This window comes from Pseudomonas sp. NY15364 (assembly GCF_048068235.1).
Lineage (GTDB): Bacteria > Pseudomonadota > Gammaproteobacteria > Pseudomonadales > Pseudomonadaceae > Aquipseudomonas > Aquipseudomonas mendocina_D.
The window spans coordinates 20,686-44,256 of the sequence record NZ_JBLUPX010000023.1; the positions used below are offsets into that span (position 1 = coordinate 20,686).

A 23,571-nucleotide genomic window follows, 5' to 3' on the forward strand; every position below is an offset into this window, starting at 1 on the left:
GGTCAGACCTTCTTCGCTTTCTGCGCCAGCGCGGCGTTGACGAAACCGCTGAACAGCGGGTGACCGTCACGCGGCGTGGAGGTGAATTCCGGGTGGAACTGGCAAGCGACGAACCACGGATGATCCGGTGCCTCGACCACTTCCACCAGCGCGCCGTCGCCAGAACGGCCAGTAACCTTCAGGCCTGCCTCGGTCAGCTTCGGCAACAGGTTGTTGTTCACTTCGTAACGGTGACGGTGACGCTCGACGATCACGTCCTTGCGATAGCAGTCGTGCACCTTGGAGCCGGCCTGCAGCTGGCAGTCCTGCGCACCCAGGCGCATGGTGCCGCCCAGGTCGGAGTTCTCGCTGCGCTGCTCGACGCTGCCTGCAGCGTCCTGCCATTCGGTGATCAGGCCGACCACCGGGTGCTGACTGGCCATGTCGAATTCGGTGGAGTTGGCATCGGTCCAGCCCACCACATTGCGGGCATATTCAATCACCGCGACCTGCATGCCGAGGCAGATGCCCAGGTAAGGGATCTTGTTCTCACGAGCGTACTGCACGGTCTTGATCTTGCCTTCCACGCCGCGCAGACCGAAGCCGCCCGGGACCAGGATGGCATCGACGCCTTCGAGCAGGCCGGTGCCCTGGTTCTCGATGTCTTCGGAGTCGATATAGCGCAGGTTGACCTTGGTACGGTTCTGGATGCCGGCGTGGCTCATCGCCTCGATCAGCGACTTGTACGCATCGAGCAGCTCCATGTACTTGCCGACCATGGCGATGGTGACTTCTTTCTCCGGGTTGAGCTTGGCATCGACCACGCGATCCCACTCGGACAGGTCGGCACCGCCGCACTCCAGACCGAAACGCTCGACGACGAAGTCATCCAGGCCCTGGGCATGCAGCACGCCCGGGATCTTGTAGATGGTATCGACGTCTTCCAGGCTGATCACCGCACGCTCTTCGACGTTGGTGAACAGGGCGATCTTGCGCCGCGAAGACACATCGATCGGATGGTCGGAGCGGCACACCAGCACGTCAGGCTGCAGACCGATGGAACGCAGCTCCTTGACCGAGTGCTGGGTCGGCTTGGTCTTGGTCTCGCCGGCGGTGGCGATGTAGGGCACCAGGGTCAGGTGCATCAGCATGGCACGCTTGGCGCCCACTTCCACGCGCAGCTGGCGAATGGCTTCGAGGAACGGCTGCGACTCGATGTCGCCAACGGTGCCGCCGATTTCCACCAGGGCCACGTCGGCATCGCCGGCACCCTTGATGATGCGACGCTTGATTTCGTCGGTGATGTGCGGAATGACCTGGATGGTCGCGCCCAGGTAGTCACCACGGCGCTCCTTGCGCAGTACGTCTTCGTACACACGGCCGGTGGTGAAGTTGTTGCTCTTGGTCATCGTGGTGCGGATGAACCGCTCGTAGTGACCCAGGTCGAGGTCGGTCTCGGCGCCGTCCTGGGTGACGAATACTTCACCGTGCTGGAACGGGCTCATGGTGCCCGGATCGACGTTGATGTAGGGGTCCAGCTTGAGCATGGTGACCTTCAGGCCCCGCGCCTCCAGGATGGCCGCCAGTGAAGCCGAGGCGATGCCTTTCCCCAATGAAGAAACAACACCACCCGTGACGAAGATGTAGCGCGTCATGAAAAACCCTAGAAGTCTGCGTTTAAGCGGTCAGTGCCGCCGGGGAAAGCGAAGGAGCGCCATCGACAACACAATGGCAAGCTCGCCAAGCTCCCTGAGGGAGTCGGCAAAAGCTGTATTAAGACGGGAGCGTAGTCTACCCGAAAGGCCTTACCAGCTCAAACCTTGCGCGCCGATAGGCGGCGACCAGTGCAGACGCACCCGGCTGGCCTCGATTCCTGGCGCTTGCGTCAGGTTCGCCACCGCCATCAGCTCATCGCCATCGAACAACAGCGGCAGGCGCGAGCGCACGAATGCAGGCACGCGCATCTCGTTCAGCAAGCGTTTGAGGTCACGCCGCCCACGTCCCGGCACCTGCAGCGACTCGCCGCCCACGCGGTAACGCAGATGCCAGCGACCTTGAGGCAGTTCGCCCTGTAGATGCACATGACCATTGTCGGGAAGTTCGACCGATTCGGAAAACGAGTCGCAGGCTAGATCGAGTGGATCCAGCGGCCGCAGCCACTCACCATTGAGCCACCACAGCCGACCATCGGCACGGTGCAGTTCACCATCGACCAGCTTCCAGATCGGCGTCGCATCCGTGGCGGCATCACGCAGGTCACACCAGCCGGCCCAGTGATCGCTATCGGGCAGGCGCGTCAGCGGCGCCAGCCAGTGGCGCAGCAGATTGCGCTGACGCGCATCGCTCAGCGCGGTCACGGCCGACAAATCTAGAGAAGGCAACGGCAGCCAGGGTAAAGCGCAAACGCCACGCGCAGCCAGCAGGTCCATCTCGGCCAGTTCGTCCAGCAATTGCTGGGCCTCGCTCAAATGGCTGGCGCTGCGCGCAAGGCTTGCCGTCATCTGCGGCCAGCGTTCGGCCAGCAGCGGCATCACCTGCCTGCGCAGGAAATTGCGGCTGAAGTGCTCGTCGGCATTGCTCGGATCCTCGACCCAGGCAAGCCCATGACTCTGCGCATAGGCCTGCAACTCAGCCCGTGAGCAGTCGATCAGCGGCCGAACCAGGCTGCCCTGCCCCAACGGCCGACTGGCCGGCATCGCCGCCAGCCCGCGCACGCCTGCGCCCCGCAACAGACGAAACAGCAGGGTTTCGGCCTGATCGTCGCGATGCTGGGCACTGAGTAATGCTTCACCCGGCCCCAGCCGCTCACTGAATGCCGCATAACGCGAACGGCGGGCAGCCTGCTCCAGGCTTGCCCCCGGCGCCACCTGCACCCTGACGACCTCCAAGGGAATATCCAGCCGCGCACAAATCTCCGCGCAATGCTCAGGCCAGCCATCAGCCGCCGGCTGCAGCCCATGATGGACATGAATGGCGGACAGCGCTGGCAACTCCTCGTCCCTCGCCCAGGCGGCGAGCAGATGCAGCAGCACGCTGGAATCCAGGCCACCGGAGAAGGCGATACGCCAGGCAGGAGCTGTGCGCCAGGGCTGCATGGCCTGGCGCAGGCGAATGGTGAAATCGGTCATCGGCCAAGCTTAAACAACAATGGGCCCGAAGGCCCATTGAGATATGCACTGAGTGAACTCAGGCGATGCCGTAGCTCATCAGGCGATCGTAACGACGCTTGAGCAGCGCGTCGGTATCGTGCTTCTGCAGGCTGGCGAGCTGCTTGGTCAGCTCCTGACGGATAGACTCGGATGCCGCGACCGGATCACGGTGCGCGCCGCCGAGAGGCTCGGCGATCACCTGATCGACGATACCCAGATCCTTCAGGCGTTCGGCGGTGATGCCCATGGCTTCGGCAGCATCCGGCGCCTTCTCGGCAGTGCGCCAGAGGATCGAGGCGCAACCTTCCGGCGAGATCACCGAGTAGGTGGAGTATTGCAGCATGTTCAGCTGGTCGCAGACACCGATGGCCAGCGCACCGCCGGAGCCACCTTCACCGATAACGGTGGCGATGATCGGGGTTTTCAGGCGCGCCATCACGCGCAGGTTCCAGGCGATGGCCTCGCTCTGGCCCCGCTCTTCAGCGTCGATACCCGGGTAGGCACCGGGGGTGTCGATGAACGTGAGGATCGGCATCTTGAAGCGCTCGGCCATCTCCATCAGACGGCAGGCCTTGCGGTAGCCTTCCGGGCGCGGCATGCCGAAGTTGCGGCGCACCTTCTCGCGCACCTCACGGCCCTTCTGGTGACCGATGATCATCACCGGCTGATCACCCAGGCGCGCCACACCACCAACGATGGCGGCGTCGTCGGAGAAGTGACGGTCGCCATGCAGTTCATCGAACTCGGTAAAGATGTGCTGGATGTAGTCCAGGGTGTAGGGGCGGCGCGGGTGGCGCGCGAGCTGCGCGATCTGCCAGCTGGTCAGGTTGCCGAAGATGCTTTCGGTCAGGGCGCTGCTCTTGTCCTGCAGGCGGGCAATCTCGTCGCCGATATTCAGCGCGTTGTCATTGCCAACCAGGCGTAGCTCTTCGATCTTGGCTTGCAGGTCGGCGATCGGCTGTTCGAAATCGAGGAAATTCGGGTTCATAGTCATCCGTCTTGCGTCGACGGCCAAGTGGCCGGGGAGCTGATCCATTAGGGAACCGCTGAAAAACGTAGGCGAGGCAGCCGATGCAAGGCAAAAACAGGCGAAGAAGCGGAGTTTACGAGCTGTAAATGAGCATTCTGAGCATGTTTTTAACGCAGCAGCGGCAACGCAGGTAGTTTTTCAGCGGTTTTCTAGGCGCCCTACCTTAAGGGATAGGACGCAACGGGTCGACACCCGCAGGTGTCGATGCCAACACAAAGGGGTATTTTCCCCTCTTGCATCAGCGGTAGTGCAAAAAGACGTTGTCGCGCCCGAACTGGTCACGCAATGCCTGAATCAAAGTGTCGGCCGGGTCGATTCGCCAGGCATCGCCGAATTGAAGCAAGGCGCGTGCCTCCTCGCCACTGTAGTCGACGGTCACCGGGCAGGCGCCCTTGTGCTTGCTGCACAACTCGGCCAGCCAGCGCAGGCGATCACCCTTGAGCGCTTCGCTGGCGACCTTCACCCGCAGGCTGTCGGCCAGGCCGGTGCGCGCCTCTTCCAGGCTCATCACGCGCTTGGCGCGCAGACGCAAACCGCCGGAGAAGTCGTCGTTGCTGACTTCACCTTCGACCACCACCAGCGCATCGTTCTGCAGCAGCGCCTGGTTGCTGGCGAAGGCGTCGGCGAACAGCGAAGCCTCGATGCGCCCGGAGCGGTCATCGAGGGTAATGAAGCCCATCTTGTCGCCCTTCTTGTTCTTCATCACCCGCAGGTTGACGATCATCCCGGCGATGGTCTGGGTATCGCGCGCCGGCTTGAGCTCGACGATGCGCTGACGGGCGAAACGACGAATCTCACCTTCGTATTCATCGATGGGGTGGCCGGACAGGTAGATACCCAAGGTGTCCTTCTCGCCTTTCAGACGCTCCTTGATCGGCAGTTCGCGCGCCTTGCGGTGGTTGGCGTAGACATCCGCCTCGGGCTCGGCGAACAGGCCGCCGAATAGATCCATGTGGCCGCTCTCGGCGCTACGCGCGGTCTGCTCGGCGGACTGTACCGCTTCTTCCATGGACGCCAGCAGCACCGCGCGGTTCTTGTCCACGCTGGCCTGGTAGGCCTTGAGCTCGTCCTGATAGTACGGACCGAGACGATCCAGCGCGCCGCTGCGGATCAACGCCTCCAGAGTGCGTTTATTGATGCGTTTGAGGTCGACGCGGTTGCAGAAGTCGAACAGATCCTTGAACGGCCCGCCCTCGGCGCGACATTCGACGATGGCCTCCACCGGCCCCTCGCCCACGCCCTTGACCGCACCGAGACCGTAGACGATACGACCGTCGTCGTTGACGGTGAACTTGAACTCGGAGACGTTCACGTCCGGCGGATCGATGCGCAACTTCATGTTGCGACACTCTTCCACCAGGATCACCACCTTATCGGTGTTGTGCATATCCGCCGAGAGCACGGCCGCCATGAACGGCGCCGGATAATGCGCCTTGAGCCAGGCCGTCTGGTAAGACACCAGGCCGTAGGCAGCGGAGTGCGACTTGTTGAAGCCGTAACCGGCGAACTTTTCCACCAGGTCGAAGATGTTACCCGCCAGCTCGGCATCGATGCCGTTGTTGGCGCAGCCCTCGATGAAGCCGCCGCGCTGCTTGGCCATTTCCTCGGGCTTCTTCTTGCCCATGGCGCGGCGCAGCATGTCCGCCTGACCCAGGGTATAACCGCCCATCACCTGGGCGATCTGCATCACCTGCTCCTGATACAGGATGATGCCGTAGGTCGGCTTGAGCACCGGTTCCAGGCCAGCGTACTGGTAATCGGGGTGCGGGTAGGACAGCTCGGCACGACCGTGCTTACGGTTGATGAAGTCGTCCACCATGCCGGACTGCAGCGGGCCGGGGCGGAACAGCGCCACCAGTGCGATCATGTCTTCCAGGCAGTCGGGCTTGAGCTTCTTGATCAGCTCCTTCATGCCGCGCGATTCGAGCTGGAAGACCGCGGTGGTCTCGGCCTTCTGCAGCATGTCGTAGGTCTTCTTGTCATCCAGCGGGATAAAGTCGATGTTGACCAACTCCTCATCCGAGGCACCGTCGCGCTTCTGGATGCGGTGGATGGTCTCCATCGCCCACTTGATGATGGTCAGGGTTCGCAGGCCGAGGAAGTCGAACTTGACCAGGCCGGCCTGCTCGACGTCGTCCTTGTCGAACTGGGTCACCAGGCCACCGCCCTCCTCGTCACAGGCAATCGGCGAGAAGTCGGTGAGCTTGGTCGGCGCGATCACCACGCCCCCGGCGTGCTTGCCGGTGCCACGCACCACGCCTTCGAGCTTGAGCGACATGTCCCAGATTTCCTGGGCTTCCTCGTCGTTCTTGAGGAACTCACGCAGCGGCTCCTCCATCTCGTAGGCCTTCTCCAGAGTCATGCCCACTTCGAAGGGGATCATCTTCGACAGACGGTCGGCCAGGCCGTAGGACTTGCCCTGCGCCCGCGCCACGTCACGCACCACTGCCTTGGCCGCCATCGAGCCGAAGGTGATGATCTGGCTGACCGCGTTGCGCCCGTACTTCTCAGCCACGTAGTCGATCACCCGATCGCGGCCGTCCATGCAGAAGTCGACGTCGAAGTCGGGCATGGAAATCCGCTCGGGGTTGAGGAAGCGCTCGAACAGCAGGTCGTAGGCCAGGGGATCCAGGTCGGTGATCTTCAGCACGTAGGCCACCAGCGAGCCGGCACCCGAACCACGGCCCGGGCCGACCGGCACGCCGTTGTTCTTGGCCCACTGGATGAAGTCCATCACGATCAGGAAGTAACCGGGGAAACCCATCTGAATGATGATGTCGAGCTCGAAGTTGAGGCGGTCGATATAGACCTGCTTCTTCGCCTCGTAATCCGGCGTGTCCTTGGGCAACAGCACGGCAAGACGCTCTTCCAGCCCCTCGAAGGAGGCATGGCGCAGGTAGTCGTCGATGCCCATGCCGTTAGGCGTAGGGAAGTCCGGCAGGAAGTACTTGCCGAGCTGCACCTCGATATTGCAGCGCTTGGCGATCTCGACGGTGTTTTCCAGGGCTTCCGGCAGATCGGAGAACAGCTCCCACATTTCCTCAGCGCTTTTCAGGTACTGCTGATCAGAGTAATTGCGCGGCCTACGCGGGTCATCCAGGGTACGACCCTCGCCGATGCAGACGCGCGTTTCGTGCGCCTCGAAGTCGTCCTGCTTGATGAACCGCACGTCGTTGGTGGCCACCAGTGGCGCCTCGACACGATCAGCCAGCGCTACGGCGGCGTGCAGGTATTCCTCATCACCCACCCGGCTGGTGCGCTGCACTTCGAGATAGAAACGATCCGGGAACACAGACATCCACTCGCGCAGGCGCGCTTCCGCCAGCACTTCGTCCCCCCCCAGCAACGCCTGGCCGACTTCGCCTTCACGTGCACCGGACAACGCGATCAGGCCCTCAGCGGCCTCCTTGACCCAGTCACGCTGAATGATCACCAGGTCGTTGCTCTGCCCCTCGGCCCAGCCGCGGGAAATCAACTCGGTGAGATTGCGATAGCCCTTGGGGTTCATCGCCAGCAGGGTCAGGCGCGTCAGCGGGCCGTCCTCCTCGGCGCTGGCCAGCCAGATATCGGCGCCGCAGATTGGCTTGACCCCGGCGCCCATGGCCGTCTTGTAGAACTTCACCAGCGAGCACATGTTGCTCATGTCGGTGACCGCCACCGCTGGCATGCCGGCCCCGGCAACGGCCTTGATCAGCGGTTTGACCCGCACCAGGCCATCGACCAGGGAGTATTCGGTGTGCAGACGCAGGTGGACGAAAGCTTGAGTCATGGGCGGCCTTGCAGGTGAAAACGACAAAGCGGCGATTGTAGCCTAAGCGCGTCTGGCTGAGGGCCAGAGGTTCAGATCGTGGCAGCGATGCAATCGACGGCTACAGGCTCGAGCAACGCGCGCACCGGGGCGAAGGAACGCCGATGGATGGGGGTCGGCCCCAGGCGCTGCAGCGCCTCGAGATGAACGGGCGTCGGATAGCCCTTGTGACCGGCAATGCCGTAGCCGGGATAGAGGCGATCCATCTCGAGCATCTCGCGGTCGCGGCTGACCTTGGCCAGGATCGAAGCTGCAGCAATCGCCGGTACTCGACTGTCCCCCTTGACCACCGGCGCACTGGGCACTGCCAGCCGGGGGCAGCGATTGCCATCGATCAGTGCAAGTTTCGGCGTCACGCTCAGGCCTTCGACAGCCCGCTGCATGGCCAGCATGGTGGCATGCAGGATGTTCAGGCGGTCGATTTCCTCAACCTCGGCGCGGGCGATGCACCAGGCCAGGGCCTTCTCGCGAATCTCGTCGAACAGCACTTCGCGACGCGCCTCGGTGAGCTTCTTCGAGTCGTTCAGCCCGATGATCGGCCGGGCCGGATCGAGAATCACCGCCGCCGTGACCACCGCGCCGCAAAGCGGGCCACGGCCGACTTCATCGACGCCGGCGACCAGCTCTTCGACCAGGGTGAAGTCGAGACCCAGCTGCATCAGCCGCGCCCAGCCAGCTTGAGCACGGCGTCCGCAGCCGACACCGAAGCATCTCGACGCAGCGCGCGATGAATCACATCGAAGCCTTCGGTCTGCACCTGCCCACCATCGATCAGCGGCGCCACGGTCTGCGCGAGGGCTTCTGGCGTGGCCGCCTCCTGAATCAGCTCGGGCACCAGCAGGCGCTCGGCCAGCAGATTGGGTAGCGAGATATACGGACTCTTCACCAACCGTTTGAGAATGCGATAGGTCATGGGCGCCACACGGTAGGCCACTACCATCGGCCGCTTGTACAGCAGCGCCTCCAGGGTCGCAGTACCGGAGGCAATCAGAACCGCATCGCAGGCAGCCAGCGCTTCATGGGAACGACCGTTGAGCAAGGTCAACGGCAGATCACGCCCGGCCAGCATCTGCTCCAGCTGCTCGCGACGCTCAGGCGTGGCGCAAGGCAGAAGGAAGCGAACACCCGGGCGAAGTGAGCGCAGGCGAATCGCCGCGTCGAGAAACAGCTCGCCGAGACGCGCGACCTCACCGCCGCGACTCCCCGGCATCAAGGCCACCACCGGCCCGTCTTGCGGCAAATCCAGCGCCTCGCGCGCAGCAGCACGATCAGCCTGTTGAGGAATGGCGTCAGCCAGCGGATGACCGACGAAACGCACCGGCACCTGATGAGCGTCGTAGAACTGCGCCTCGAACGGGAACAGAGTGAGCATCAGATCGCAGGCTTCGCGAATCTTCAGCACGCGCTTCTGCCGCCAGGCCCAGACCGACGGGCTGACGTAATGCACGGTCTTGATCCCGGCTCGGCGCAGCTTGAGCTCCAGGCCCAGATTGAAGTCGGGGGCATCGATGCCGATGAACACGTCCGGCTGCGCCGCGATCAGATCGCGGGCCAGCTGGCGGCGACGGCCAAGCAACTCGAACAGACGGCCGAGCACCTCGACTAGGCCCATGACCGCCAGGCGCTCCATGGGAAAGTAGGATTTCAGGCCCTCGGCTTCCATGCGAGCACCGCCAACACCGATGAACTCGGCATCGGGATGGCGCGCCTTGATGGCCTGCATCAGGCCGGAACCGAGAATGTCACCGGACGCCTCACCGGCGACCAGTGCGACGCGAAGAGGTCTGCTCATAGGTATCAGCGCGTGATGCCGCGCGTGGAGGCCTGGATGGAATCACGGAAGATCGCCACTTCCGGGAACTGCGCAGCAGACTCGGCCAGCTCGGCCAGTGCCTGCTCGACGGTCAGCCCCTGGCGGTAAACCAGCTTGTAGCCCTTGCGCAGCGCGGCGATGGCCTCAGCGGAGAAACCTCGCCGACGCATGCCCTCGAAGTTCATGCTGCGCGCCTCGGCCGGATTACCGAATACGGTGACAAAGGCCGGCACATCCTTGCCAATGGCGGTGCCCATGCCAGAAAAGCTGTGCGCACCGATGCGGCAGAACTGGTGCACCAGGGTGTAACCGGACAAGATCGCCCAGTCATCGACCCAGACATGGCCAGCCAGTGCCGTGTTGTTGACCAGAATGCAGTGGTTGCCGATCACGCTGTCGTGGCCGATATGGGCATAGGCCATGATCAGGTTGTGATCACCGATGGTGGTTTCGCTACGATCCTGCACCGTACCACGGTGAATGGTGACGCCTTCGCGGATGGTGTTGTGATCGCCGATCACCAGGCGCGTCGGCTCACCCTTGTACTTCAGGTCGGGCGTATCTTCACCCACCGAGGAAAACTGGTAGATGCGGTTGTGCTTGCCAATGACGGTCGGCCCCTTGAGCACCACGTGCGGACCGATGACTGTACCCTCGCCGATTTCCACATCGGGCCCGACAATGCTCCACGGGCCGACGACGACGTCGTCGGCCAGTCTGGCACTGGGGTCGATGATGGCGCGAGGGTCAATCAAACTCATAGCTTGCGTTCCGCACAGATGATTTCAGCGGAGCAGACTTCCTTGCCATCGACAGTGGCACGGCACTCGAATTTCCAGATGCTGCGACGATCGCTCAGGTACTTCGCCTCCAGCACAAGCTGATCGCCGGGAGTGACAGGAGAGCGGAAGCGCAGTTTGTCGGAACCGACAAAATAGTACAGGGTGCCATCGGCCGGCTTCACGCCCATCATCTTGAAACCGAGGATACCGGCGGCCTGAGCCATGGCCTCGATGATCAGCACGCCCGGCATGATCGGATGCTCGGGGAAGTGACCGTTGAAGAACGGCTCGTTGATGCTGACATTCTTGTAGGCGCGAACAGTCTTGCCTTCGACGTCCAGGTCCACCACACGATCCACCAGCAGGAACGGATAGCGGTGCGGCAAATATTCACGAATTTCGTTGATGTCCATCATGTCCGGTTAAGCCTGTAAGAAAAGAAAAGAGCACGGTCGCGCCGTGCTCAGGCATCAGATGAGACGTTTGCCGTCTGGGTCACGGCGGCCAGCTGTTTTTCCAGCTCGCGCAGACGCTTGGCCATCTCGTCCAACTGACGAATACGGGCCGCACTCTTCTTCCATTCGCCGGCCGGCTGCATGGCAGTACCGGAAGAATAGGCGCCCGGCTCGGTGATCGAACGGGTCACCATGGTCATGCCGGTGACGAACACGTTGTCGCATACCTCGATATGACCGACCATCCCCACACCACCAGCGATCATGCAGTTCTTGCCGATCTTGGTGCTGCCGGAAATCCCGCAGCAACCGGCCATGGCCGTGTTGTCACCGACCTGTACGTTGTGCGCGATCATGATCTGGTTATCCAGTTTCACGCCATTGCCGATCAGGGTGTCGGAAATCGCGCCGCGATCCACCGTGGTGTTGGCGCCGATCTCGACATCATCACCGATGGTCACGCCACCGATCTGCGCGATCTTCTGCCAGACGCCCTTCTCGTTAGCGAAACCAAAGCCCTCGCCACCGATTACCGCGCCGGACTGGATGACTACACGCTTGCCGATCTGTACGTCGTGGTACAGCGTCACGCGTGGTGCCAGCCAGCCACCGTCACCAACCACACTACGAGCACCGACCACGCAATGGGCACCGACGCTGACGTCGGCACCGATACGTGCACCGCTTTCGATAACGGCATAAGGGCCAATGCTGGCAGTTGGATCGACCTCTGCGTCAGCGGCGACCTGCGCAGTAGCATGAATTCCGGGAGCAGCCTTGGGCTTGCGATCGAACAGATGCGAGAGCTGGGCGTAGGCCAGATAAGGATTGGCGACGATCAGGGCATCGCCAGCGTAGCCTTCTGCATCAGCTGCCGTCAGCAGCACGGCACCGGCCTGGGTCTGCGTCAGGTATTTGCGATACTGGGCATTGGCCAGGAAGCTCAACTGTTCGGGCCTGGCCTCCTGCAAGGTGGCCAGGCCCGTGATGACCTTAGCTTCAGCGCCACGCAAGGTGGCGCCCAGGCGCTCGGCCAATTGGCCGAGAGTAACTGTAACAGTCATGTTTAACGCATCTGGTTCATGCGCTCGATGACTTGGCGAGTGATGTCGTACTGAGGCTTGACATCGATCACCGCACCGCGCTCGAGCACCAGGTCGAAGTTGCCGTTCTTGATCACTTCCTCGACGGCCTTATCCAGGTTCGGCTTGAGCTTGGCGAGCATCTCGCGGTCAGCGATGGCCTTGGCTTCGTTCAGTTCCTTGGATTGGAACTGGAAGTCACGGGCCTTCTGCTTGAATTCGAGCTCGAGACGCTCGCGCTCAGCCTGCTGCATCTTGTCGCCATCTTTGACCATACGATCCTGGATGCGCTTGGCGTCGCTTTCCAGAGTCTTGAGCTTGTTCAGTTGCGGACCAAACTTCTTCTCGGCATCGACGGCGTAGCGCTTGGCTGCATCCGACTCGAGCAGCGCCATCTGATAGTTCAGCACGGCCACCTTCATCTCGGCGAACGCCGGAGTGGCGATCAGGGCGGCGGTGAACAGAACCAGTTGAGTCAACTTACGCACAATGCACTCCTGCAACAAAACTGTTGGCTTTCTGTGAAACGAACTTAGAAGGTTTGACCCAGGGAGAACTGGAATACCTGAGTATCGGCATCATCCGGCTTCTTGATCGGCATGGCCAGGCTGAAACTCAGCGGACCGAGCGCAGTAATCCAGGTCAGACCAACACCTACGGAGCTTGCCAGGTTGCTGAAATCGATGTCGCAGCTGTCACTCAGCTTCTTCTGGCTGGAAGAGCAGTTGGTGTCGAAGACGTTACCCACATCCCAGAACAATGCGGTACGCAACGAGCGTTGATCCTTGACGAACGGCAGCGGGAAGAGCATCTCGACGCCACCCTGCACCAGCACGTTACCACCGAACGGCAGCGGGTCCTGATCCTGATCGTAATCAGTCCCTTGGTTTCCGGTCACAGCTACCCCTCGACTAGGAGTACTGCGCGGCCCCAGGCTGCTGTCCTCGAAGCCACGTACCGAATTGAAACCACCCGCGTAGTAGTGCTCGTAGAACGGCAGCTCAGCCGTGGAACCGTAGCTGTCGCCATAACCCAGCTGGGTATGGAAGCGCAGGGTGTAGTTGTCACTGAGCGGGGTGAAGACCTGACCACGGTAGTCGAGCTTGTAGAACGACAGGTCACTGCCTGGAATGGTGGTTTCCAGCACCAGGCTCTGCGAATGACCACGGTTGGCCAGTACACCACGGTTCAGGGTCGACTCGGACCAGCCGATGGAACCCTTGAAGTTCAGGTAGTTATCGCCCTCAGAGTCGATGAAATCGAAGATCTCGTCGACGGTATAACGACCGGTATCGATGCTGTCCTGCTGCACGGTCAGGCCGTAGGTCAGGCGCGAGGTCTCGCTGATTGGGTAACCGATATTGATACCGGCGCCCAGGCTGTCTACCGAATAGCTGGATACGTCGACTTCGAGCTCATCGTAGTCGGTGGTGCGATAGAAGGCGTTGTAACCCAGGCTGACACCGTCGACGGTCCAGTAGGGATCAACGAAGCCAAAGCTGTATCGGGTCTGGTACTCACTGCGGGTCAGACCGATGCTGACTCGGTTACCGGTACCCAGGAAGTTGTTCTGGCTGATCGAACCACCAAGGATCAGGCCAGCGTTCTGGGCAAAACCGACGCTGGCAGTGATGGAGCCGGACGGCTGCTCTTCGACGCTGTAGTTGACGTCGATCTGGTCATCAGTGCCTGGCACTTGCGGAGTTTCGACGTTGACTTCCTTGAAGAAGCCCAGGCGCTCCAGGCGAGTCTTGGACTGGTCGATCAGGTAGGTCGATGCCCAGCCACCTTCCATCTGACGCATTTCGCGACGCAGCACTTCGTCTTCGGACTTGGTGTTGCCGCGGAAGTTGATACGGTTGACGTAGGCACGCTTGCCCGGATCGACGAAGAAGGTGATCGAAACGGTGTTGTCTTCGTCGTGCGCTTCCGGCACGCCGTTGACGTTGGCGAAGGTGTAACCCTCGTTACCCAGACGACGGGTGATCAGCTCACTGGTAGTGGTCATGATCTTGCGCGAGAAGACCTGACCTTCCTTGACCAGCAGCAGTGCGCGCACATCGTCTTCCGGGACCTTGAGGTCACCGGACAGTTTCACGTCGCGAACGCTGTATTTCTCGCCTTCTTCGACGTTGACGGTGATGTAGACGTGCTTCTTGTCCGGGGTGATGGAAACCTGCGTGGAGCTGATATCCATGTTGATGTAGCCGCGGTCCAGGTAGTAAGAGCGCAGACGCTCGAGGTCACCGGACAGCTTTTCGCGGGCGTACTTGTCGTCGTTCTTGAAGAAGGACAGCCAGTTGGTGGTCTTCAGCTCGAACAGATCGACAAGATCTTCATCGGAGAACACGGTATTGCCGACCACGTTGATGTGGGAGATAGCGGCTACGGTGCCTTCGTTGATGGTGATCTTCAGCGCCACGCGGTTACGCGGCTGCGGAATCACCTCGGCTTCGATCTCGGCCGAATAACGGCCCTGAGCGACATACTGGCGCTGCAGCTCGTTACGCACGCCTTCGAGGGTGGCGCGCTGGAAGATCTCGCCCTCGGCCAGACCAGACTGGTTCAGGCCCTTGAGCAGGTCTTCAGTGCTGATGGCCTTGTTGCCTTCGATCTCGATGCCGGAGATGGAGGGACGCTCGACCACAGTAACGACCAGCACGTCGCCATCGCGACCAAGCTGAATATCCTGGAAGAAGCCGGTACGGAACAGGGAACGGGTGGCATCGACCAGTTGGCGATCATCTATCCGCTCGCCCACATTGAGCGGCAACGCGCCGAATACGCTACCAGCGGAAACCCGCTGCAGGCCGTTGACGCGTATATCGGAGATAGTGAAGGACTCGGCGTGAACTTCGGCGATCATCAATGCGGACAGTACCGCAGGTAGCAGCAGACGTTTCATGAAGTCCTTTCTTATTCCAACTGACGATAAAAACTGCCGCTTAGGCGACACTTCTTTTAAATCTCAAGAACGTATTCAGCAGTGCTCACAGGCGGCTGAGGTCGTTGACCAGGGCAAGCAACATGACCCCGATAACCAGACTGATGCCGATCTGCATCCCCCAACCCTGAACCCGCTCAGACAAGGGGCGACCACGCACCCACTCGACCAGATAAAACAGCAGATGCCCACCATCCAGTACAGGAATGGGCAGCAGATTGAGAACCCCCAGGCTAATACTCAGATATGCAAGGAATTTCAGGAAATCCCCCAGCCCTGACTCAGCTGAAGCGCCCGCCACTTTAGCAATGGTTATCGGCCCACTCAAGTTTTTTACCGAGAGCTCACCGAACAGCATTTTCTTGAGGGAATCGAGGGTCAGCAGGCTCATGGACCAGGTTTGACGCATGCCCTCGACGACGCCATCGAGCGGACCGTAGCGCACCTCGCGGAGCATCTCTGGCGGCCACTCGACACCCTGCACACCCGCGCCAAGGTAACCGCTGCGAGCTTCCCCTTCACCGCGCGACGCCAGTGTCAGCTGCACGTCCCGCTCCTGTCCTGCTCGCTCGAAGCGCAGCGTGACCGCCTCACCTGGCAATGCCCTTACACGATCAACCAAACCCTGCCAGTCAGCAAGCGGCTCACCATCGAGAGCCAGCAGTCGGTCTCCTGCTTGCAGGCCTGCTGCATAGGCAGGCCCCTTGGAGTCAACCTCAGCCAGAACCGGCTCCAGCACCGGCCGCCAGGGGCGAATCCCCAGCGAGCCAATCGGGTCCGGCTCGTCGACGCCGCGCAACCAGTTATCCAATTGCACCTGCTTGGGCGCTTCAACCGTGGAGCCCGGCTCGAGCACGCGCAGATCGAGCGTACCGCTCTCGCCCAGACGCCTTACCAGCTGCAGATTAACCGCCGCCCAACCACTGGTGGCCTCGCCGTTGACTGCAACGATCTCCTGCCCAGCACGCAGCCCGGCCACTTCCGCCAGGCTGTCCGGCTGCACGCCACCGATCACCGGCCTAACCTGCTGACTGCCGAGCATGGCGACGAACCAGAAGAACAGCAGCGCCAGCAGGAAATTGGCCAGCGGGCCAGCGGCAACAATGGCGATGCGCTGGCGTACACTCTTGCGATTGAAGGATTGCTCGACCAGTTCGGGCGGTACATCGCCCTCGCGCTCATCGAGCATCTTGACGTAGCCGCCCAGAGGAATGGCTGCTACGACGAACTCAGTGCCCTGGCGGTCGTGCCAGCGCAACAATGGCGTACCGAAGCCGACGGAAAAGCGCAGCACCTTGACGCCGCAGCGGCGAGCCACCCAGAAGTGTCCGTACTCGTGAAAGGTGACCAGGACACCCAGTGCGATCAGGGTGCCAACCAGCATGTACAACCCACTCATTTCACTTCTCCAGCCCTACGAGCCGCTCAAGTACAAGACCAACACCGGCGTGATCAACGACCAACGAGCCACTGCCCAGCCAGTTCACGCGCACGGGCATCGGCTTCGAATACTGCGTCGAGCGCTTCGACAGCCTGCACAGGCTGGGCGTTCAACACGGACTCAATCATAAGCGCGATATCAGTGAAACGGATGCGCCGCTGCAGGAAAGCCTCGACCGCCACCTCATTGACCGCGTTGAGCATCGCCGGCGCACTGCCGCCGACCTGCGCTGCCTCACGCGCCAGGCGCAAACAGGGGAAACGCTGCTCGTCGGGACGTTCGAAATCCAGTCGACCGACGGTAAACAGATCCAGAGGCGATACGCCCGAGTCGATACGCTCCGGCCAGGCCAACGCATGCGCGATGGGCGTGCGCATGTCCGGATTACCCAGCTGGGCCAGTACTGAACCGTCGATGTAATCGACCAGCGAATGAATCACGCTCTGCCGGTGGATGACCACCTCGATCTGCTCGGGACGGGCATCGAATAGCCAGCAAGCTTCGATCGACTCGAGCCCCTTGTTCATCATGCTGGCCGAATCGACCGAGATCTTGCGCCCCATCGACCAGTTCGGATGCGCGCACGCCTGCTCCGGCGTGACACGCTCCAGATCGGCCAGCGGCGTTTCGCGAAAAGGTCCACCGGAAGCCGTCAACAGTACGCGACGCACACCAACCGCCTGCAGACCGCGCGAATAGTCGCCCGGCAAGCATTGGAAAATCGCGTTGTGCTCGCTATCGATGGGCAGCAGCACCGCCCCGCTCTGCTTGACCGCCTGCATGAACAAGGCGCCGGACATCACCAACGCTTCCTTGTTGGCCAGCAGCACTTTCTTGCCGGCCTGCACAGCTGCCAGGGTCGGCTTGAGGCCCGCTGCGCCAACAATGGCCGCCATCACGCAATCGACAGCAGCGTCGGACGATACGGCGCTCAACCCAGCTTCACCGACCAACACTTCGGTCGCCAGCCCGGCAGCGCGCAGATTGTTCTGCAGTTCGAACGCTGAATCGGTATCAGACACCACCGCGTAGCGCGGGCGATGCTGCACGCACAGCACCTGCAGCTCTGCCAGACGCGAGAAGCCCGTCAGCGCGAAGACGCTGTAGCGCTCAGGATGGCGCGCGATCACATCCAGCGTACTGAGACCGATGGAGCCAGTTGCCCCCAGTACGGTGATCTGCTGCACTGCACTCACAGCGCGCCCCAACCCGCGAGCCAGAGCAATGCAGCGAACAGCGGAATGGCCGCCGTCAGGCTGTCGATGCGATCCAGCACACCACCATGCCCCGGCAGCAGATTGCTGCTGTCCTTGATCCCGGACTGACGCTTGAACATGCTTTCGGTCAGGTCGCCAACCACGGAAATCAGCACCACCACGGCAGCACCGGCAAGAGCCAGCAGCAGCCCAACAGCGGACCACCCCTGTTGCAGCCCGACCGACAGGGTGATCAACAGACTGGCCGCGAGACCACCATAGAGGCCTTCCCAGCTCTTGCCCGGGCTGACTTTGGGCGCCAGTTTGCGCTTGCCAAAATTCTTGCCGGAAAAATAAGCACCGATATCCGCGCCCCAGACCAGCACCATCACCGCGATGATCAGCGAATTGGCTTGCGGCCACTGCTTGAGCAGAACCAGCCCCTGCCAAGCCGGCAGCAGAATCAGCAAACCAATCAGCAAACGCCCCGGCACCCCACCCCAGAAACGACTGCTATCGGGGTAGGTCATTACCAGAAAGGTCGCGACCAACCACCACAGCACAGCCACCACCAGCAGCAGAGGGGCAACGACTGGCACCATGTATAGCAAGCCGAGCAAAACGGCCACTGCAGCCGCGTAGGTCACACGCAGCGACTGCGCCTCGAACCCCGCCAGACGCGCCCATTCCCAGGCACCCAGCGTGACCACCGCACCGATGAACAGGGCAAAGGCACCGCCATCGAGCAGAAAAAAACCGCCCAGGGCGATGGGCAACAGCACCAAAGCCGTGATGATTCGTTGTTTGAGCATTAAGAGCGCGCCTCAGCTTCCACCTGCTCGCTGGTCTTGCCGAAGCGACGCTGGCGGGTAGCGAAATCGGCCAGCGCCTTGCGCATGGCCTCATGCTTGAAGTCCGGCCAATAGAGGTCGGAAAAGTACAGTTCGCTGTAAGCCAACTGCCACAGAAGGAAATTGCTTATGCGGTGCTCGCCCCCCGTGCGAATACACAAGTCAGGCAAAGGCAGATCACCGGTAGCCAGGCAGCCCTGGAGCAAGTGCGGAGTGATATCCTCTGGCTGCAGATGCCCCGCCTGCACCTCGCGCGCCAGGCGCTGAGCGGCCTGAGCGATATCCCACTGACCACCATAATTGGCCGCGACCTGCAGGATGAAACGGCGACTGCCGGCAGTCATCAGCTCGGCTTCGCGCATGGCAGCCTGCAGCTCGGGATGGAAACGCGAACGGTCGCCGATGATGCGCAGACTGATGTCGTTATCCAATAGGCGCTTAGCCTCACGACGCAGCGCACCGAGGAACAACTCCATCAGCGCGCCGACCTCTTCGGCCGGGCGCTGCCAGTTTTCACTGGAAAAGGCGAACAGGGTTAGCACCTCGACACCCGACTCGGCACAGACTTCGATTACCGCGCGAACCGCATCGACCCCGGCCTTGTGCCCTGCCACACCAGGCAACAGGCGCTTCTTCGCCCAGCGGTTGTTGCCATCCATAATAATGGCGACATGCCGCGGCACCGCCCCCTGCTTGTTCTTGTCCATGTATGGGCGCCCAGCCGTCAAACGGCCATCAGGTCCGCTTCTTTAACCTCGAGCGCCTTATCTACATCACCGATGAACTTGTCGGTGATTTTCTGCAGCTCGTCAGCGGCACGACGCTCTTCGTCTTCGCTGATTTCCTTGGCCTTGGACAGTTTCTTCAGCTCGGCCAGGGCATCACGACGCACATTGCGCACCGCGACCTTGGCATCCTCAGCAACCCCACGCGCTTGCTTGGTGTAGCCCTTGCGGGTTTCCTCGGTCAGGGCTGGCATCGGCACGCGAATGGTAGTGCCGGCGCTGCTCGGGTTCAGGCCCAGGTCGGAAGTCAGGATGGCCTTCTCGATGGCGGCACTAAGGTTCTTGTCGTGAGCGACGATCTTCAGGGTGCGCGCATCTTCGACGGTGATCGCGGCTACCTGATTGAGCGGCATGTCGCTGCCCCATGCCGGGACCTTGATGCTGTCGAGAATGCTCGGATGGGCACGACCGGTACGAATGGAAGCCAGGTTACGGCCCAGAGCCTCCAGGGACTTGCTCATGCGCTCCTGAGCGTCTTTCTTGATGTCGTTGATCATTGTGCATCCTCCTCGATCAGAGTTCCTTCGGCGCCACCCACTACAACGTTCAGCAGGGCGCCGGGCTTGTTCATGTTGAAGACCCGCAGCGGCATGTTGTGATCGCGGCACAGGCAGATGGCGGTCAGATCCATCACGCCCAGCTTGCGATCGAGCACTTCGTCATAGGTCAGGCGCTCGAACTTCTCGGCATGCGGGTCCTTGAACGGGTCGGCAGTGTACACGCCATCGACCTTGGTCGCCTTCAGAACCACGTCGGCATCGATCTCGATGGCGCGCAGGCAGGCAGCCGAATCGGTGGTAAAGAAGGGGTTGCCGGTGCCCGCGGCGAAGATCACCACTTCACCCGTCTTCAGGTGACGCATGGCCTTGCGGCGATCGTAATGATCGGTCACGCCGACCATGGAAATCGCCGACATGACGATGGCCGGGATGTTCGAGCGCTCCAGCGCATCACGCATGGCCAGCGCGTTCATCACGGTCGCCAGCATGCCCATGTGGTCACCGGTAACGCGATCCATGCCGGCAGCGGAAAGCGCCGCACCGCGGAACAGGTTACCGCCACCGATCACCAGGCCGACCTGCACGCCGATACCGACCAGTTGGCCGACTTCCAGCGCCATGCGGTCGAGCACCTTAGGGTCGATACCGAAATCTTCCGAGCCCATCAGGGCTTCGCCGCTAAGTTTGAGCAGAATGCGTTTGTAGCGAGGTTGGCGACCAGTTGTCTGCTGAGCCATTGCAAGTCTCTCCTGCGGCGATATGAAATTCTTGGGCAACGCATCTAGGCGCTGCAATTATCCGGCACTTCGAACCTGCCGGCGACCGTAGGTTGCACGGCCGTTTGTACATTTGTCGCCCCTTATTCGGCAAAGAGGCTGCACGCGCAAGCGGGCAGCCTCTCTGGGACAACTGGCCTAACCGCCGATTACTGCTTGCTGGCAGCAACCTGAGCGGCAACTTCGGCAGCGAAGTCGGTCTCGGCCTTCTCGATGCCCTCGCCCACTTCGTAACGAACGAAGGAAACGACTTCTGCACCGGCTTTCTTGACCAGATCACCGACCTTGACTTCCGGATCCATGATGAAGGCTTGCTCAACCAGGCTGGCTTCGGCCAGGAACTTGGCGATACGGCCTTTGACCATGTTCTCGACGATGTTTTCCGGCTTGCCGGCGATCTTCTCGGCGTTCAGCTGCAGGAAGATTTCTTTTTCCTTGGCAACCAGCTCCTCGGAAACCTGGTCCGGGGAAACAACAGCCGGGTTGGAAGCGGCAACGTGCATGGCAACGTGCTTGGCCAGCTCGTCGTTGCCGCCTTTCAGGACAACCAGAACACCGATGCGGTGGCCGTGCAGGTAGGCACCAACGGTTTCACCGGAAACAGCGGTCAGACGACGGATGTTGACATTCTCGCCGCACTTGGCAACCAGCGCCTCACGAGCCGACTCGCGGGAAGCGATCAGCGGAGCAGCGTCGGTCAGGTTCTTTTCGAAGGCTTCGTCGATGCTTTCCTTGACGAAGGCCTTGAAGTCGTCCTGCAGAGCCAGGAAGTCGGTCTGCGAGTTGACTTCGATGATCACGCCACGGCCACCCTCGACGCGAACTGCGATGGAGCCTTCAGCGGCGATGTTGCCAGCCTTTTTTGCAGCCTTGATGGCACCGGAAGCGCGCATGTCATCAATGGCTTTCTCGATGTCGCCACCAGCGGCAACCAGAGCCTTCTTGCATTCCATCATGCCTTGGCCGGTACGCTCGCGCAGTTCTTTAACCAGGGCTGCAGTAATTTCTGCCATCTTGAAAATCCTCTCGGTAGGTCTTCAACCAAATCAAATCTTTGAGTGGCAAAAAGGGGGCCTAGCCCCCTTCTTGCACAGCGCATAACGCTAAATGCTTGGCGTTACCGCTCAGCCTTCGGCGCTCTCGGCTGCAGCTTCTTCGACGAACTCTTCAGTCGCGCCGCCAGCGTTGCTGCGACCACGGATCACGGCGTCAGCCATGGCACCCATGTACAGCTGAATGGCGCGGATGGCGTCGTCGTTACCCGGGATGATGTAGTCAACGCCTTCCGGACTGCTGTTGGTATCGACGATACCGATAACCGGGATGCCCAGTTTGTTGGCTTCGGTGATAGCGATGCGCTCGTGATCAACGTCGATCACGAACAGAGCGTCCGGCAGGCCGCCCATGTCCTTGATACCGCCCAGGCTGCGATCCAGTTTTTCCAGATCACGCGAACGCATCAGGGCTTCTTTCTTGGTCAGTTTGGCGAAAGTACCGTCCTGGGACTGAACTTCCAGCTCACGCAGACGCTTGATCGAGGCGCGGATGGTTTTGTAGTTGGTCAACATGCCGCCCAACCAGCGGTGATCGACGAACGGCGAGTTGCAACGAGCAGCTTCTTCGCGAACGATCTTGCCAGCGGAACGCTTGGTGCCGACAAACAGAATCTTGTTCTTGCCAGCAGCCAGCTTTTCAACGAACGACAGGGCGTCGTTGAACATCGGCAGGGTTTTTTCGAGGTTGATGATGTGAATCTTGTTGCGCGCGCCGAAAATGTACTTACCCATTTTCGGGTTCCAGTAACGGGTCTGGTGGCCGAAGTGCACACCGGCCTTCAGCATATCGCGCATGTTGACTTGGGACATGATAGTTCCTTGATAAGTCGGGTTAGGCCTCCACGTATCCCAGCCTCCAACCCTCGAACTTGTCGAAAGGCACCCAGGAAACCGTGTCGATACGTGTGTGGGTTTAAGCTTTCGGGCTTAGTGCCCGTAAAGCGGCGCGTTTTATACCACACAAAGCCGGCTCAGGCTACAAAAGCCGGCAAATAGCGCAGTAACGCCCTGCAGCGGTTGCGCCGCCCTTTGGGGCTGGCACGGCGAAGCTGCTACTATATCGCCCTTTCCGTTCGTGCCCGAGAGCTTCATATGACCGTCACCATCAAATCCGCCGAAGAAATCGAGAAAATGCGCGTCGCTGGTCGCCTGGCCGCCGAAGTGCTGGAGATGATCGGCGAGCACGTCAAGCCGGGCGTCACCACCGAAGAACTGGATCGCATCTGCCATGACTATATCGTCAACGTGCAGCAGGCGATTCCCGCCCCGCTCAACTACAAGGGCTTTCCCAAGTCGATCTGCACCTCGATCAACCACGTGGTGTGCCACGGCATCCCTAACGACAAGCCGCTGAAAGACGGTGACGTGCTGAACATCGACGTGACCGTGATCAAGGACGGCTACCACGGCGATACCAGCAAGATGTTCATGGTCGGCAAGGTCGCCGAATGGGCTGAGCGCCTGGCCAAGGTTACCCAGGAGTGCATGTATAAAGGCATCGAACTGGTCAAGCCGGGCACCCGCCTGGGCGATATCGGCGAAGTGATCCAGAAGCACGCGGAAAAGAACGGTTTCTCCGTGGTCCGCGAATACTGCGGCCATGGCATTGGCGCCGTGTTCCACGAGGAGCCGCAGGTGCTGCATTACGGCAAGGCCGGCACCGGCATGGAGCTCAAGGAAGGCATGACCTTCACCATCGAGCCGATGATCAACCAGGGTCGCCCGGAAACCCGCCTGCTCGGCGACGGCTGGACCGCCATCACCAAGGACCGCAAGCTCTCGGCGCAATGGGAGCACACCGTGCTGGTCACCGCCGATGGCTACGAGATTTTCACCCTGCGCAGTGATGACACCATCGCACGCACCTCGGCTGGCCACTGACTCGTAGGGTGCGCCATGCGCACCATGAACCGAAGCGGTGCGCA

Annotated in this window: 20 protein-coding genes; 1 reads left to right on the top strand and 19 read right to left on the bottom strand. The window is 61.1% G+C overall.

From position 1 onward, the window contains the following. Positions 1–2 precede the first annotated feature (2 nt). The 19 genes from ACNFCJ_RS17765 to rpsB form a co-directional block, all read right to left on the bottom strand. Entirely contained in the window at positions 3–1,634 is a 1,632-nt protein-coding gene (locus ACNFCJ_RS17765; RefSeq protein ID WP_416772767.1) for a CTP synthase, read from the bottom strand. Between the two features lie 150 nt (positions 1,635–1,784). After that, positions 1,785–3,107, bottom strand: a complete 1,323-nt coding sequence (gene tilS / locus ACNFCJ_RS17770) for a tRNA lysidine(34) synthetase TilS (protein ID WP_416772769.1) — start codon at positions 3,105–3,107, stop codon at positions 1,785–1,787. 58 nt (positions 3,108–3,165) lie between these two features. Beyond that, positions 3,166–4,116 carry an acetyl-CoA carboxylase carboxyltransferase subunit alpha gene (locus ACNFCJ_RS17775; protein WP_024308897.1) on the bottom strand — a complete coding sequence of 317 codons (951 nt, stop codon included), beginning with the start codon at positions 4,114–4,116 and terminating at the stop codon, positions 3,166–3,168. A 280-nt stretch (positions 4,117–4,396) separates the two neighbouring features. Then, positions 4,397–7,927, bottom strand: coding sequence for a DNA polymerase III subunit alpha (gene dnaE, locus ACNFCJ_RS17780; RefSeq protein WP_416772772.1), 3,531 nt, complete (start codon positions 7,925–7,927; stop codon positions 4,397–4,399). A 71-nt stretch (positions 7,928–7,998) separates the two neighbouring features. Then, positions 7,999–8,625 (bottom strand): ribonuclease HII, encoded by a 627-nt coding sequence (gene rnhB, locus ACNFCJ_RS17785; RefSeq protein WP_416772774.1) that lies wholly within the window; start codon positions 8,623–8,625, stop codon positions 7,999–8,001. Then, positions 8,625–9,758: a lipid-A-disaccharide synthase gene (gene lpxB, locus ACNFCJ_RS17790; RefSeq protein WP_416772775.1), complete on the bottom strand. Its 1,134-nt coding sequence runs from the start codon at positions 9,756–9,758 to the stop codon at positions 8,625–8,627. Before lpxB ends, rnhB begins: the two co-directional genes overlap by 1 nt. A gap of 5 nt (positions 9,759–9,763) precedes the next feature. Beyond that, complete coding sequence (lpxA, locus tag ACNFCJ_RS17795; RefSeq protein ID WP_416772777.1) at positions 9,764–10,540, bottom strand: acyl-ACP--UDP-N-acetylglucosamine O-acyltransferase; 777 nt, start codon at positions 10,538–10,540, stop codon at positions 9,764–9,766. Beyond that, on the bottom strand, positions 10,537–10,977 hold the full coding sequence (gene fabZ, locus ACNFCJ_RS17800; RefSeq protein ID WP_017363778.1) for a 3-hydroxyacyl-ACP dehydratase FabZ: 441 nt from the start codon (positions 10,975–10,977) through the stop codon (positions 10,537–10,539). The genes lpxA and fabZ overlap by 4 nt, the downstream gene beginning before the upstream one ends. 47 nt (positions 10,978–11,024) lie before the next feature. Beyond that, positions 11,025–12,080 carry a UDP-3-O-(3-hydroxymyristoyl)glucosamine N-acyltransferase gene (lpxD, locus tag ACNFCJ_RS17805; protein WP_416772779.1) on the bottom strand — a complete coding sequence of 352 codons (1,056 nt, stop codon included), beginning with the start codon at positions 12,078–12,080 and terminating at the stop codon, positions 11,025–11,027. A gap of 2 nt (positions 12,081–12,082) precedes the next feature. Further along, positions 12,083–12,586 carry an OmpH family outer membrane protein gene (locus ACNFCJ_RS17810; protein ID WP_416772781.1) on the bottom strand — a complete coding sequence of 168 codons (504 nt, stop codon included), beginning with the start codon at positions 12,584–12,586 and terminating at the stop codon, positions 12,083–12,085. A 44-nt stretch (positions 12,587–12,630) separates the two neighbouring features. Then, positions 12,631–15,003: an outer membrane protein assembly factor BamA gene (gene bamA / locus ACNFCJ_RS17815; protein ID WP_416772783.1), complete on the bottom strand. Its 2,373-nt coding sequence runs from the start codon at positions 15,001–15,003 to the stop codon at positions 12,631–12,633. 85 nt (positions 15,004–15,088) lie between these two features. Then, positions 15,089–16,441, bottom strand: coding sequence for a sigma E protease regulator RseP (rseP, locus tag ACNFCJ_RS17820; RefSeq protein ID WP_179544449.1), 1,353 nt, complete (start codon positions 16,439–16,441; stop codon positions 15,089–15,091). 53 nt (positions 16,442–16,494) lie between these two features. Then, on the bottom strand, positions 16,495–17,679 hold the full coding sequence (ispC, locus tag ACNFCJ_RS17825) for a 1-deoxy-D-xylulose-5-phosphate reductoisomerase (RefSeq protein ID WP_416772785.1): 1,185 nt from the start codon (positions 17,677–17,679) through the stop codon (positions 16,495–16,497). Further along, on the bottom strand, positions 17,676–18,491 hold the full coding sequence (locus tag ACNFCJ_RS17830) for a phosphatidate cytidylyltransferase (RefSeq protein ID WP_416772787.1): 816 nt from the start codon (positions 18,489–18,491) through the stop codon (positions 17,676–17,678). Before ACNFCJ_RS17830 ends, ispC begins: the two co-directional genes overlap by 4 nt. Then, on the bottom strand, positions 18,491–19,237 hold the full coding sequence (uppS, locus tag ACNFCJ_RS17835; RefSeq protein ID WP_179577006.1) for a polyprenyl diphosphate synthase: 747 nt from the start codon (positions 19,235–19,237) through the stop codon (positions 18,491–18,493). The genes ACNFCJ_RS17830 and uppS overlap by 1 nt, the downstream gene beginning before the upstream one ends. A gap of 17 nt (positions 19,238–19,254) precedes the next feature. Next, positions 19,255–19,812 (bottom strand): ribosome recycling factor, encoded by a 558-nt coding sequence (gene frr / locus ACNFCJ_RS17840; protein WP_013716422.1) that lies wholly within the window; start codon positions 19,810–19,812, stop codon positions 19,255–19,257. After that, complete coding sequence (pyrH, locus tag ACNFCJ_RS17845) at positions 19,809–20,552, bottom strand: UMP kinase (RefSeq protein ID WP_004424012.1); 744 nt, start codon at positions 20,550–20,552, stop codon at positions 19,809–19,811. Before pyrH ends, frr begins: the two co-directional genes overlap by 4 nt. A 188-nt stretch (positions 20,553–20,740) precedes the next feature. Next, on the bottom strand, positions 20,741–21,604 hold the full coding sequence (gene tsf / locus ACNFCJ_RS17850) for a translation elongation factor Ts (RefSeq protein WP_013716423.1): 864 nt from the start codon (positions 21,602–21,604) through the stop codon (positions 20,741–20,743). A gap of 111 nt (positions 21,605–21,715) precedes the next feature. Continuing rightward, on the bottom strand, positions 21,716–22,456 hold the full coding sequence (gene rpsB / locus ACNFCJ_RS17855) for a 30S ribosomal protein S2 (protein ID WP_256833096.1): 741 nt from the start codon (positions 22,454–22,456) through the stop codon (positions 21,716–21,718). Positions 22,457–22,738: 282 nt separating this feature from the next. On the opposite strand from rpsB, the gene map reads away from it, so the two are divergent. After that, positions 22,739–23,527, top strand: coding sequence for a type I methionyl aminopeptidase (gene map / locus ACNFCJ_RS17860; protein WP_143505242.1), 789 nt, complete (start codon positions 22,739–22,741; stop codon positions 23,525–23,527). The last annotated feature ends 44 nt before the right edge of the window (positions 23,528–23,571 follow it).

Coding starts and splice junctions, on each gene's coding strand:
- ACNFCJ_RS17765 (WP_416772767.1), bottom strand. CDS start 1,634: ATGACGCGCTACATCTTCGTCACGGGTGGTGTTGTTTCTTCATTGGGG.
- tilS (WP_416772769.1), bottom strand. CDS start 3,107: ATGACCGATTTCACCATTCGCCTGCGCCAGGCCATGCAGCCCTGGCGC.
- ACNFCJ_RS17775 (WP_024308897.1), bottom strand. CDS start 4,116: ATGAACCCGAATTTCCTCGATTTCGAACAGCCGATCGCCGACCTGCAA.
- dnaE (WP_416772772.1), bottom strand. CDS start 7,927: ATGACTCAAGCTTTCGTCCACCTGCGTCTGCACACCGAATACTCCCTG.
- rnhB (WP_416772774.1), bottom strand. CDS start 8,625: ATGCAGCTGGGTCTCGACTTCACCCTGGTCGAAGAGCTGGTCGCCGGC.
- lpxB (WP_416772775.1), bottom strand. CDS start 9,758: ATGAGCAGACCTCTTCGCGTCGCACTGGTCGCCGGTGAGGCGTCCGGT.
- lpxA (WP_416772777.1), bottom strand. CDS start 10,540: ATGAGTTTGATTGACCCTCGCGCCATCATCGACCCCAGTGCCAGACTG.
- fabZ (WP_017363778.1), bottom strand. CDS start 10,977: ATGATGGACATCAACGAAATTCGTGAATATTTGCCGCACCGCTATCCG.
- lpxD (WP_416772779.1), bottom strand. CDS start 12,080: ATGACTGTTACAGTTACTCTCGGCCAATTGGCCGAGCGCCTGGGCGCC.
- bamA (WP_416772783.1), bottom strand. CDS start 15,003: ATGAAACGTCTGCTGCTACCTGCGGTACTGTCCGCATTGATGATCGCC.
- rseP (WP_179544449.1), bottom strand. CDS start 16,441: ATGAGTGGGTTGTACATGCTGGTTGGCACCCTGATCGCACTGGGTGTC.
- ACNFCJ_RS17830 (WP_416772787.1), bottom strand. CDS start 18,491: ATGCTCAAACAACGAATCATCACGGCTTTGGTGCTGTTGCCCATCGCC.
- uppS (WP_179577006.1), bottom strand. CDS start 19,237: ATGGACAAGAACAAGCAGGGGGCGGTGCCGCGGCATGTCGCCATTATT.
- frr (WP_013716422.1), bottom strand. CDS start 19,812: ATGATCAACGACATCAAGAAAGACGCTCAGGAGCGCATGAGCAAGTCC.
- pyrH (WP_004424012.1), bottom strand. CDS start 20,552: ATGGCTCAGCAGACAACTGGTCGCCAACCTCGCTACAAACGCATTCTG.
- tsf (WP_013716423.1), bottom strand. CDS start 21,604: ATGGCAGAAATTACTGCAGCCCTGGTTAAAGAACTGCGCGAGCGTACC.
- rpsB (WP_256833096.1), bottom strand. CDS start 22,456: ATGTCCCAAGTCAACATGCGCGATATGCTGAAGGCCGGTGTGCACTTC.
- map (WP_143505242.1), top strand. CDS start 22,739: ATGACCGTCACCATCAAATCCGCCGAAGAAATCGAGAAAATGCGCGTC.